Here is a 12,976-nt window from a genome sequence, read left to right as displayed (position 1 = left end):
ATTCTATTCGCCATTATGTCCAAACTGCATTCGTTTATACATCGCTGGAGCCTTTCAACGCTATGCGTTTGAAAGTTTCACTATATAATTTCACCTTGTTACATGAAATCATACGGTGAAATGTTTTCCACGTCCATTTCTTCGCCATTAACTGTGACCATCTGTACTTCTCCTTGTGATTCCTGCAAGCGACTAGCCAAAGTTGTTTGACGCATTGCATCATCAAGGCGATTTACACCGGATTTGAAAGCTGCTTCCTCCCCGCAAATAATAAGGAACTTCTTACTTCTTGTAATGCCCGTGTAAATTAAATTACGACGTAACATACGATTGTAACTTTTCACGATCGGCATAATAACAATCGGAAATTCACTACCTTGTGATTTATGAATGGAACAACAATATGCATGCGTAATTTGATTTAAATCGGGCTTTGTATACGTTACCTCAATTCCATCAAATGAAACGATAATCATATCTTGTTGCTCAACGTTTTCTTTCGCATAAAACACCGAAACAATTTCTCCAATATCACCATTAAACACCTGGCTCTCTGGCTGATTAACGAGTTGCAGTACTTTATCGCCTCTTCGGTATACAACATCACCGTAAGCAATTTCTTTACTCTTTTCCCTCTTCGGATTAAATACTTGTTGCAATGCTTCGTTTAATACATTAATACCAGCAGGCCCGCGGTACATCGGCGCTAATACTTGGACATCCCTTGCACTAAATCCTTTTGTTTTAGCATTTTCGCAAACTTTTTTCACAACCTCAACAATTTGAGCCCCTGTACAGCTGATAAATGAACGATCTTTTTTATTTTGTGCTAAATCTGGCGGGAGCGTGCCGTCTTTGATTGCATGGGCAAGTTGAATAACAGATGAGCCTTCTGCTTGACGATAAATTTCAGTAAGCTTCACTGTCGGAACTGCGCCTGCATTTAATAAATCTTTTAATACTTGTCCAGGTCCTACAGATGGCAACTGATCTTCATCACCTACAACGATAACTTGAATGTTCGTCGGTAGCGACTTAAATAGCTGATTCGCAAGCCAAATATCAACCATTGAAAATTCATCAATAATAAGGAGCTTACCTTGGACAGGATCCGTTTCATTACGCTGGAAAGATCCTTCTGGCGTCCAGCCAAGCAAACGGTGAATTGTGCAAGCTGGAAGTCCTGTCGATTCACTCATCCGCTTCGCTGCTCTTCCTGTTGGAGCTGTTAATAGTATTGGAAATGGATTATCATCACTGTATTCATTCGGATTTAACGATAATCCGTGAAGTGACGCATACATTTCAACAATCCCTTTAATAACAGTTGTTTTCCCCGTTCCTGGTCCACCTGTTAATAACATCATTGGCTTATGAAGTGCCGTTTGAATCGCTTCTTGCTGAAACGGTGCATACTGCACGTTTAACTGTTCTTCAATTTCACCTAATGTTTTTAACACTTCTGCTTCAGGAAATGAAGGTGTTTCCTCTTGATTCATCAATCGACGAATAGACTTTACAACACCTTTTTCAGAGTAGAATAAAGTTGCTAAATACACTCGTTCTTCTTCTATGATGACTTTCCCTTCACTTTGCATCGTTTCAATACAACCTATAATATCTTCCTCAGTCACTCTTCCTTCTTGATTGTTTAAAAGTGACATCGTTTCTCTTACAAGTTGATCTTTCCTCATATAAACGTGACCAAGTTGCAATGAGACATTCTCTAATGTGTAAAAACATCCCGCTCGTACACGGTCGTCGTGATTACCCGATATTCCTAACGCACGCCCTATATCATCCGCTCGTCCAAAACCAATCCCGTCCACTTCTTCAATAAGTTGATACGGATTATTACGAATCACTTCTAATGTCATCTCTTTATATTGCTGGTAAATCTTAATAGAAAGTTTCGTTCCAAAACCGTAACCATTTAAAAAGCTCATTACTTTCTCTAATCCTTGATGTTCAACAATTGTCTCATATATTTCCTGAGCCTTTTGTTTGTTAACAACACCATTTAACGCCTCAGGGTCATCCATAATTTTAGAAATAGCATGTTCCCCGAGATGATCCACAATTTTTTCCGCTGTACGCTTTCCTATCCCTTTAAATAAATCACTCGCTAAATATTGCACCATACCTGCTTTTGTTTGCGGCAATTCTTTTTTAAATGTTTCAACCATATATTGTTTTCCATACTTTGGATGGTCCTTAAAGTGACCTGTCAATGTAAACACTTCATCTTCATGCATGCGGGGAAAATGACCGTTTATCATTACTTTCTTTTCGTCATATGTTTCATTCGTTTCAATGACTTTCATACTGACAACGGAATAGAGGTTTTCTTCGTTGTGGAAAATGGTATGAAGAACTTGCGCTTTTATAAACTTTTTCTCTTCCTCAAACAAATCCATTGCATGTTGATTTCCCATCTTTCCTCTCCTTTCCGATATTTTCACTTTAATGAGCAGTACATCCCCCACCTCTTTAGATGAGGGATAACTACCCATTAAACTATATTTTTATCTTATTCAGCTTCTTGCTCTAATAAACGAACGCCATTACCCGCTAAAAAGTGATCTGGCTGAATTTCAGTTGCTTTCTTAAATAAAGCGAGAGCCTTCTCATTATTTTCCTCAAATACGTACGCAACACCTAAATTGTAATACGCATCTGCATGCTCTTCATCCATTTCTAATACCTTTTCAAAATAAGGTTTCGCCTCTTGAATGTGTTCTAGTCGAGCGAAGCAAAGTCCGCACTGGAATACAGCTTCCACATCGTTTTCATCTAATTCTGTTGCTCTTTGTAAGAATGGTAGTGCAAGACGATCATTTCCAAGCTGTACATGTGTGATACCTAACATAAATGTTACATCAGCTGATTGTAATCCAGCTTGCATTGCTTGTTCAAATACAGCTTTCGCCTCAGTAAATTGCTCTTGGCCATAATATACATTTCCTAAACCATAATAGGCAGCTGCAGATTTATCATCTAACTCTAGTGCACGTTTATAAAATAAAATCGCTCGTTCGCTATCACCTAATACGTCTAATAAATTTGCAAAATTAATGTATCCAAGCGCATCTTTTGGATTTTCTTCGATTGCTTCTGTAAAATTTTTAGCTGCTTCTTCCCAATTTCCTTCTTGCATATATTGAATACCTGTTTCAAGTTTGTTTGACATGTCCTTCACCTCTACAACAAATTATAACAAAGAATGTATTTTCCAAGCGAACGAAAATTCGCTTTATGTAAAAGAAACCTCTAACCGCTAATCGGCAGAGGCTTCTCATTTATCCTAAATAATCCAATTTCTTACCACTACGGTATACTTCATCAATTGTAGCACCGCCTAAGCACTCATCTCCATCATAGAACACAACTGCTTGTCCTGGTGTAATTGCACGAATTGGCTCATCACAAAGAATACGAACTGTATTTTCATCAACGATTTGAACCGTTACTTTATTGTCTTCTTGACGATAACGGAATTTCGCCGTGCACTTAAATTCTGTTTCTTTTACTTTGTTACTTACCCATCCTACATTCGTAGCAATAACTTCATCACCATATAGAAGTTCGTTATGGAATCCTTGATCAACATATAAAATGTTTTCTTTCAAGTTTTTCCCAACAGCAAACCACGGATCACCGTTACCACCAATTCCAAGTCCATGACGTTGTCCAATTGTATAGTACATTAAACCGTCATGCTTTCCTTTCACTTCACCAGATAATGTTTGCATTACACCTGGTTGCGCTGGTAAGTAGTTACTTAAGAAATCTTTAAAGTTACGCTCACCAATGAAGCAAATACCTGTACTATCTTTTTTCGCCGCTGTCGCTAAGCCAGCTTCTTTCGCCATTTCACGAATTTGCGGTTTCTTTAATTCACCTAACGGGAACATTGTTTTTGATAATTGCTCTTGGCTTAATTGATTTAAGAAGTATGTTTGATCTTTATTGTCATCAACGCCGCGAAGCATTTTATATTCGCCGTCCATATAAGCAACGCGTGCATAATGGCCTGTTGCTACATAATCAGCACCAAGCGCAATTGCATGCTCTAAAAATGCTTTAAATTTAATTTCTTTATTACACATTACATCTGGATTTGGTGTACGACCAGCTCGGTACTCATCTAAGAAGTACGTAAATACTTTATCCCAGTATTGTTTTTCAAAGTTTACTGCATAATACGGAATACCGATTTGGTTACACACTTCAATTACATCATTGTAATCTTCAGTTGCTGTGCAGACACCATTCTCATCTGTATCATCCCAGTTTTTCATAAAAATTCCGATTACATCATAACCTTGCTCTTTTAATAAAAGTGCTGCTACAGATGAATCGACGCCACCGGACATTCCGATGACAACGCGTGTTTCGTGAGGTAGTTTGTTCATCATGTCACCTCCCATGCTAATTTTGTGTTAATCGCTTCACGATTTTCACTGTTTCGTACGCCGCTTTTTCAATTTGCTCTTTCGTATTTCCAAGCCCAAAACTAAAGCGTACGGATGAACGTATTTGATCGGAGTCTTTTCCAAACATCGCTACTAATACATGTGATGGATCAATCGAACCAGCTGTACAAGCAGAACCACTTGATACTGCAATGCCAGCTAGGTCTAAGTTCACAAGAAACGGTTCAATGTTCATTCCTGTAAAACTTACATTAAGCACATGCGGTAAGCGATGTTCTAAGTTTCCGTTTACCTCGAAAGTAATGCCTTCATTTTTGAAGACAGATACCATTATATCTTTAAACTCTTCATATTGGGCATTTTTTTGCTCACGAGTTTTTTCAGCAATAAGAATTGCATGCTGAAGCCCAGCAATACTAGGCACATTTTCCGTACCAGCACGGCGTTTTCTTTCTTGCTCTCCGCCTATTAATAACGGCTCAAATTTCACATTTGCACCAGCGTATAAGAACCCTACACCTTTTGGTCCGTTAATTTTATGGGCTGAAATGGATAATAAATCAATACCAAACTCTTTCACATCAATTTCTACCAAACCATAAGCTTGTACCGCATCTGTATGGAAATAAGCTTGATGCTCCTTTAGTAGCTTTCCTATTTCTACAATTGGTTGCATTGTCCCTACTTCATTATTCCCAAACATAACAGATACAAGAATCGTCTCTTCGGTTAATGCCTTTTGTATGTCAGAAACTTGAATGCGCCCTGTTTCATCGACAGGTAAATATGTCACTTCAAACCCTTCACGCTCTAACAATTCGCACGTATGCAAAATCGCATGATGTTCAATTTGCGTCGTTATAATGTGATTACCTTTATGACGGTTCGCACGTGCTACACCTATAAGCGCTAAATTATCAGCTTCTGTACCACCGCTCGTAAATATAATTTCATTCGGATTCGCATGAATACTGCGTGCACACACTCGTCTCGCCTCATCTACTGTGTGACGAGTTTGACGTCCATAAAAGTGAATACTAGACGGGTTCCCGAATATTTCTGTCATATATGGAATCATCTTTTCGACCACTTCTGGGTGAGTCGGAGATGTCGCAGCATGATCTAAGTAAATGCGTTCCATTAAATCTCCTTCTTTCCAAATCGTTTCACAAGGAATTAAATGTAAAACATATAGCCCCCGTGATTTTCTTCCTCATAACGTACTAAATCTTCTAACGTTGTACTATCTAACACTTCTTGCACCGCATCACGAACACGCATCCATAACTGGCGCTGTGCTGGCTCTTCTTCTTCTATCATTTCTACAACACTAATCGGTCCCTCTAATACACGGATCACATCCCCAGCTGTAATGTTAGCTGGTTGATCAGATAATACATATCCGCCATATGCACCTCGCGTACTCTTCACAAGACGAGCGTTACGAAGTGGTGAAATTAATTGCTCTAAGTAATGCTCCGATAAGTCATGCGCCTGCGCAATTGATTTTAATGAAATCGGACCTTCACCAAACTTTTTTGCAAGATCGATCATAATTGTTAAGCCATAGCGGCCCTTTGTTGAAATCTTCATCTATTTTGCACCTCTTTTCAAATTTTCACTTCTATTGGTTATATCTTATTTATAAAAAGAACACAATTTAAAATCCTATGAAATTATAGCATAATATAGTATTATAAGAAATTTCAACTTGTGTATCAAAATGATAACATAAAATCACATTGAAAAACTCGGGAATTATTACAATTGAAAGAAAAATGAAAATATTCATCTTCATTTTTCCCATAAAACAGCATACTATTTCAAATTCCATAGAAAAAAATGATACGATAGAACGAGATTATATGTTAAGGGAGACGGTCTAAATGAAACAACCACTCGCACATCGAATGCGCCCTACAAATATTCAAGAAATTATTGGGCAACAGCATTTAGTTGGTGAAGGAAAGATTTTATGGCGAATGGTCCAAGCAAATCATTTTCAATCTATGATTTTATACGGTCCTCCAGGTACAGGAAAAACATCCATTGCCAGTGCAATTGCAGGAAGTACCGGTACCCCGTTTCGTCTATTAAACGCTGTTACTCACAATAAAAAAGATATGGAAGTTGTCGTACAAGAAGCGAAGATGCATCGACACCTCGTTTTAATTTTAGATGAAGTTCACCGTCTAGATAAAGCAAAGCAAGACTTTCTATTACCTCATTTAGAAAGCGGACTTCTTACTTTAATTGGTGCAACGACAAGTAATCCATTCCATGCAATAAACTCCGCTATTCGAAGCAGATGTCAAATTTTCGAATTACACGCACTAACAGAAGATGATATTTTAATTGGGTTAAAAAGAGCTTTAGAAGATAAAGAAAAAGGCCTTGGAGAATATGCTGTAACGATAACAGATGAAGCACTACATCACTTTACAAACGCCTCTGGTGGTGATATGCGTTCCGCTTATAACGCACTTGAGCTTGCTGTATTATCCAGCTTTACTACAGACGATCAAGCGGCTGAAATCACACTCGAGATTGCAGAAGAATGCTTACAAAAGAAGAGCTTCGTTCACGACAAAGGCGGCGATGCTCATTATGACGTATTATCAGCATTTCAAAAATCAGTGCGCGGAAGTGATGTAAATGCAGCGCTCCATTATTTAGCACGCCTTATTGAAGCAGGTGATTTACAAAGTATTGGCAGACGCCTTCTTATTATGGCTTATGAAGATATTGGACTTGCTAGCCCACAAGCTGGACCGCGTACACTAGCTGCAATTGAATCAGCTGAACGAGTCGGATTCCCAGAAGCACGCATCCCACTTGCAAATGCCGTTATCGAGCTATGCTTATCACCAAAATCAAATTCAGCTTATAAAGCACTCGATGCAGCACTACATGATTTACGTAACGATCAAACAGGTGATATTCCAAGCCATTTAAAAGATAGTCATTACAAAGGCGCAGAATCACTTGGAAGAGGCATTGGATATTTATATCCACACGACCATCCAAACGGCTGGGTAAGGCAACAATACTTACCTGATAAAATAAAAAACAAGCAATATTATAAACCGAAAACGACAGGAAAATTTGAGCAAGCACTTTCTACTGTTTATGAAAGATTACAAACTTCGAATAAAACGAAAAATAAAGGGTAACATAAACGAAAACGTCACCATTATGGAGGCTTCGCTTATGAAAACACGTCAAGATGCATGGACAAAAGAAGATGATCTCCTTTTAGCAGAAACTGTTTTACGACATATTCGCAGCGGAAGTACACAAATAAAAGCATTTGATGAAGTCGGCGATGCGTTGAACCGCACTTCAGCAGCTTGTGGCTTTAGATGGAATGCTGAAGTACGAGCGAATTACGAAGATGCAGTGCAGATTGCAAAAAAACAACGTAAAGAATTAAAACGTTCTGAAGCTAAAATAGAAAAAGATCAGTTCACGAAAACGAAACAACTCGTAATCGATGCTGAGTTTTCAGAAGATATTACGCCAAGTAAACAGGAACTTACAATGCAAAATGTCATCTCATTTTTGCAAAACATGGAACATAATAACCCTTCAATCGCAAAGTTGCAAACTGAAAATGATGTATTACAAAATCAGCTCACTTCCCTACAAAAAACGAATAATGAACTTGAAGCAAAATTAGCGGTACTCACAAAAAAACAACAAGCAATCGAAGAAGATTACGCGATGCTTGTTAGAATTATGGATCGTGCTCGAAAACTTGTTTCAGTCGAAGAGCAAGAAGATCAAATTGCCCCGATTTTCAAAACCGATCAAAACGGGAATTTAGATATTATTTATTCTGCAGAGAATTAAAAACAAGGATGTCACTTAGTTAAAAAAGTGACATCCTTGTTTGTTTTCGGTGAACCATATATATCGGTAATTGAAATTATATCAACGATTTTTCAAATATATCTATCGTAACTTGCAATATATCAACGATTTTTCAAATATATCTATCACAACTTGCAATATATCAACGATTCGACAAAGGATATCGATTTAACGACAAAGATTGACAATAACATTCCTCCCTGTCATACAAAGAAACGCCCAAAATAGATTGGGTAAATATAATCATTACTTACTAGCCTTGCTCACATTTGAACTAGTAGTAATGCAAATATTTTTATTTCTTTAATACATATAAAAAAGCATATATCCAAAATGGATATATGCTTTCACTTTATTCTTGCCCCACACGTTTCACTTCTACGTTTTTAATACGTTCACGTACAACGTGACTTGCCATAATTAAGCCTGCCACAGATGGTACGAATGCATTTGATGAAGGTGGTAATTTCGCTTTACGAATTTTTGCATTTTCGTCTGGTACGATCTCTTTACGTACTTCTTCACGAATTACGATTGGATTCTCGTCAGAGAAGACAACTTTTACACCTTTTTTAATACCCTCTTTACGAAGCTTCGTACGAATTACTTTCGCAATTGGATCTGTATGTGTTTTAGAGATATCCGCAATACGGAAACGAGTTGGGTCCATTTTATTTGCTGCACCCATACATGAGATAATTTTAATTTTACGACGTAAACATTGTTTAATTAAATGGATTTTGAACGTAATCGTATCAGATGCATCCACTACGAAATCTAAACCGTGTTTAAAGAACTCTTCATATGTTTCATCTGTATAAAACATTTCTAATCCAATTACTTCACATTCCGGATTAATGTCTGCAATACGCTCTTTCATTAATTCTACTTTTGAACGTCCTACAGTAGATACTAAAGCGTGAATTTGACGGTTTACGTTTGTAATATCTACAACGTCTTTATCAACTAATACGAGACGTCCTACTCCAGAACGCGCTAACGCTTCAGCTGAAAATGAACCTACGCCGCCAATTCCTAAAATACCAACTGTACTATTTTTTAATATTTCAAGTCCTTCTTTACCGAAGGCTAATTCATTACGTGAAAATTGATGTAACATTCAGCTCTACACTCCTATTACAAAAATGGTCTACCATGTATTCTAGCGTTTTTCCGACTATTTGTATAGAAAAAGTTATAGAATTCCTAAAAATACATATTTCGATAATAAAAACATAGTGTAAACCGGGATTTTGTTTCTTCTTTTAATTATCCATTAAAAAAGTCTAGATGGTTATAGTATAACCATCTAGACCCTATTCTTACTTCTCTTCTTTTAAGCTTAATTTTAAGTTTAACTCTTCAAGCTGTGCTTCTGCAACTGGGCTTGGAGCTTCTGTTAATAAGCAGCTTGCGCTTGCTGTTTTTGGGAATGCAATTGTATCACGAAGGTTCGTACGGCCTGCAAGTAACATAACAAGACGATCTAAACCTAATGCGATTCCGCCGTGTGGTGGTGTACCGTATTCGAATGCTTCTAATAAGAATCCGAATTGCTCTTGCGCTTCTTCTTGTGAGAATCCAAGTGCTTTGAACATTTTTTCTTGTACGTCACGCTCGTAAATACGAAGTGATCCGCCACCAAGCTCATAACCGTTTAATACAAGGTCATATGCTTGTGCACGTGCTTTTTCTGGTGCTGTTTCTAGTAGCTCAACATCTTCACGGAATGGCATTGTGAATGGGTGGTGAGCTGCGAAGTAACGATCTGCATCTTCATCGTACTCAAGAAGTGGCCAATCAGTTACCCATAGGAAGTTAAATTTACTTTCGTCAATTAACTCAAGCTCTTTACCTAGACGTAAACGAAGTGCGCCTAAGCTATCTGCAACAACGCTCTTCTTATCTGCTACAAATAGTAATAAGTCGCCAGCAGTAGCTTCTAATGTAGTCATTAACACGTTTGCATCTTCTTCACCGAAGAATTTCGCAATCGGTCCTTTTAGGCCGTCTTCTTCAACTTTAAGCCAAGCTAGACCTTTTGCACCGTATACTTTCACAAATTCAGTTAATGCATCGATGTCTTTACGAGAGTATTTACTTGCAGCACCTTTTGCATTAATTGCTTTTACTTGTCCGCCGCTTTCTACAGCACTTGTAAACACTTTAAATCCACAACCTGCTGCAAACTCAGATAAGTCTGTTAGTTCCATTTCAAAGCGTGTATCTGGCTTATCAGAACCGTAGCGAGCCATTGCATCAGCATATTTCATACGAGGGAATGGTGCACTAACTTCTACACCTTTTGCATCCTTCATAACTTTCGTCATCATACGCTCCATCATATCTAAAATTTCATCTTGTGTTAAGAATGAAGCTTCGATATCGATTTGCGTGAATTCTGGTTGACGATCCGCACGTAAATCTTCGTCACGGAAACAACGTGCTACTTGATAGTAACGCTCAAATCCGCCGACCATAAGAAGCTGTTTAAATAACTGTGGTGACTGTGGTAATGCATAGAATTCACCATCATGTACACGACTTGGTACTAAATAGTCACGAGCTCCTTCTGGCGTGCTTTTCGTTAAAATTGGTGTTTCGACTTCTAAAAACTCTTCTGTATCTAAGAAATTACGAATTGTTTTTGTTACGTCGTGACGCATTTTGAATGTGTTGAACATTACAGGACGACGTAAGTCTAAATAACGATATTTTAAACGCACATCTTCTGATGCATCTGTATCATCAGCAATGATAATTGGCGTTGTTTTCGCTGCATTTAGTACATTTACTTTTGTTGCTTGTACTTCAATACGACCAGTTGCCATATTGTCATTAATTGCGCCTTCACCACGTTCAACAACTGTACCTTCTACGTGTAATACGTATTCACTACGAATTGTTTCTGCTACTTCTAACGCTTCTTTTGATGTTTCTGGGTTAAATACAACTTGTACGATACCTGTGCGGTCACGTAAATCGATAAAGATTAATCCACCTAAGTCACGGCGTTTTTGTACCCAACCTTTTAATTGAACTGTTTGTCCAACAGCTTCTACTGTTACTTTTCCACATGCATGTGTTCTTTCAGCCACTGTAAGTTCCCCCTATATTAATTTCTCTGCTACGTATGAAGCAAATACATCTAACGCTACTTCTTCTTGTTCACCTGTTGCCATATCTTTTAAGTTAATGATACCTTTATCCAGCTCATCTTCTCCTAATACAGCTACAAATTTCGCCTTTAGACGATCTGCTGATTTAAATTGTGCTTTCATTTTGCGATCTAAATAATCTTTTTCAACTGACAATCCAGCTTTACGAAGATTGAACGCAACTTTTGCAGCATGGTCTTTCGCTTTTTCACCGAGCGCTACAACGTAACAATCAATGCTATGTTCAAGTGGTAATTCAATATTTTCAGCTTTTAGCGCCATAATTAAACGTTCAATACTCATTGCAAAACCGATACCTGGCATTTCTGGTCCACCGATTTCTTGTACAAGTCCGTTATAACGGCCACCACCGCTTAATGTAGTGATCGCACCGAAACCTTCTGCCTCACTCATAATTTCAAAAACAGTGTGTTGATAGTAGTCTAAACCACGTACTAAGTTCGGATCTTTTTCAAATGGAACATCCATCATCGTTAATAGTTCTTGAACTTTGTCGTAGTATACTGCTGAATCTTCGTTTAAGTATTCTGTAATAGATGGTGCTGTTCCCATTAATTCATGGTTACGGTCTTTCTTACAGTCTAAAATTCGAAGTGGGTTCTTTTCTAAGCGAGATTGACAGTCAGAGCAGAATTCGCCGATACGTGGCTCAAAGTGTGCGATTAATGCATCACGGTGTGCTTGACGGCTCGCTGCATCACCTAAACTGTTTAATACAACTTTAATATTTTTTAAGCCCATGCCGCGGTAAAATTCAACAGCAAGTGCAATTACTTCTGCATCAATTGCAGGATCATTACTGCCGATTGCTTCGATACCGAATTGTACGAATTGACGATAGCGACCTGCTTGTGGTCTTTCATAACGGAACATTTGACCGATATAGTATAATTTCGTTGGTTGTGTTGCATCACCAAACATTTTATTTTCAACGTAAGAACGTACAACAGGTGCAGTACCTTCTGGACGTAATGTTAAGCTGCGCTCTCCACGATCTTGGAATGAGTACATTTCTTTTTGTACGATATCTGTCGTATCACCAACACCACGTAAAAATAGCTCCGTGTGCTCAAAAATTGGTGTACGAATTTCTTTATAATTGTAACGACGGCAAATTTCGCGTGCTTGCCCTTCGATATACTGCCATAACTCAACAGTGCCTGGAAGAATATCTTGCGTTCCGCGTGGGATTTGAATAGACATATTCAGTTCCTCCTCAAATTGTTTTAATCTTAATAAAAATAAAAAAACTCCCGCCTCTACTGTTTAAACAGTAGGGACGAGAGTATTATACCCGTGGTGCCACCCTAATTGAAGCACGTATGCTTCCACTTTTTTAATAACGCTTAAATATGCGTTCATCCCTACTAAGCATATATGCCGTTCAAGTTGAAACCTCTAGAGTGTCATTCAATCAGTCATCATGCAGAAATGTTTTCAGCCTAAGACATTCCTTCTCTTTCCATGTGTGTCTCATTTACTCTTCTC

General features: G+C 38.1%; 10 protein-coding genes and 1 other annotated feature (1 of these 11 only partly in view). Of the genes, 2 read left to right on the top strand and 8 right to left on the bottom strand.

Annotation, left to right across the window (positions count from 1 at the left end; all coding sequences use genetic code 11):
* Nucleotides 1-98 precede the first annotated feature (98 nt).
* From recD2 to cymR, 5 genes are all read right to left on the bottom strand, one after another.
* Nucleotides 99-2,435: an SF1B family DNA helicase RecD2 gene (recD2, locus tag ACLBXA_RS02485; RefSeq protein ID WP_000528079.1), complete on the bottom strand. Its 2,337-nt coding sequence runs from the start codon at nucleotides 2,433-2,435 to the stop codon at nucleotides 99-101.
* A gap of 95 nt (nucleotides 2,436-2,530) precedes the next feature.
* Nucleotides 2,531-3,190: a tetratricopeptide repeat protein gene (locus ACLBXA_RS02480; protein WP_000066406.1), complete on the bottom strand. Its 660-nt coding sequence runs from the start codon at nucleotides 3,188-3,190 to the stop codon at nucleotides 2,531-2,533.
* 109 nt (nucleotides 3,191-3,299) lie between these two features.
* Nucleotides 3,300-4,415 (bottom strand): tRNA 2-thiouridine(34) synthase MnmA, encoded by a 1,116-nt coding sequence (mnmA, locus tag ACLBXA_RS02475; RefSeq protein WP_001038011.1) that lies wholly within the window; start codon nucleotides 4,413-4,415, stop codon nucleotides 3,300-3,302.
* Between the two features lie 16 nt (nucleotides 4,416-4,431).
* Entirely contained in the window at nucleotides 4,432-5,577 is a 1,146-nt protein-coding gene (locus ACLBXA_RS02470; RefSeq protein ID WP_000439891.1) for a cysteine desulfurase family protein, read from the bottom strand.
* Between the two features lie 35 nt (nucleotides 5,578-5,612).
* A complete protein-coding gene (gene cymR / locus ACLBXA_RS02465) occupies nucleotides 5,613-6,029 on the bottom strand; it encodes a cysteine metabolism transcriptional regulator CymR (RefSeq protein ID WP_000704116.1) in 417 nt (138 codons plus the stop codon).
* 293 nt (nucleotides 6,030-6,322) lie between these two features.
* Here cymR and ACLBXA_RS02460 point away from each other — a divergent pair, with 293 nt between their 5' ends.
* Both ACLBXA_RS02460 and ACLBXA_RS02455 read left to right on the top strand, forming a co-directional pair.
* Nucleotides 6,323-7,609 (top strand): replication-associated recombination protein A, encoded by a 1,287-nt coding sequence (locus ACLBXA_RS02460; RefSeq protein WP_000812913.1) that lies wholly within the window; start codon nucleotides 6,323-6,325, stop codon nucleotides 7,607-7,609.
* 37 nt (nucleotides 7,610-7,646) lie between these two features.
* Nucleotides 7,647-8,288: an RsfA family transcriptional regulator gene (locus tag ACLBXA_RS02455; RefSeq protein ID WP_000857697.1), complete on the top strand. Its 642-nt coding sequence runs from the start codon at nucleotides 7,647-7,649 to the stop codon at nucleotides 8,286-8,288.
* Nucleotides 8,289-8,661: 373 nt separating this feature from the next.
* Here ACLBXA_RS02455 and ACLBXA_RS02450 read toward each other — a convergent pair whose 3' ends face one another.
* The 3 genes from ACLBXA_RS02450 to hisS form a co-directional block, all read right to left on the bottom strand.
* A complete protein-coding gene (locus tag ACLBXA_RS02450) occupies nucleotides 8,662-9,429 on the bottom strand; it encodes a tRNA threonylcarbamoyladenosine dehydratase (protein ID WP_000903182.1) in 768 nt (255 codons plus the stop codon).
* Nucleotides 9,430-9,631: 202 nt separating this feature from the next.
* The gene (aspS, locus tag ACLBXA_RS02445) at nucleotides 9,632-11,407 is read right to left on the bottom strand and encodes an aspartate--tRNA ligase (protein WP_000840901.1); all 1,776 of its coding nucleotides are present in this window, start codon (nucleotides 11,405-11,407) and stop codon (nucleotides 9,632-9,634) included.
* 12 nt (nucleotides 11,408-11,419) lie between these two features.
* On the bottom strand, nucleotides 11,420-12,691 hold the full coding sequence (hisS, locus tag ACLBXA_RS02440; RefSeq protein WP_000027086.1) for a histidine--tRNA ligase: 1,272 nt from the start codon (nucleotides 12,689-12,691) through the stop codon (nucleotides 11,420-11,422).
* A gap of 69 nt (nucleotides 12,692-12,760) precedes the next feature.
* Nucleotides 12,761-12,976, bottom strand: a binding site (T-box leader); it runs 15 nt beyond the window's last position.

The sequence above is a fragment of the Bacillus sp. D48C genome (assembly GCF_053345735.1).
This window is presented reverse-complemented; position numbering and strand designations above follow the sequence as displayed.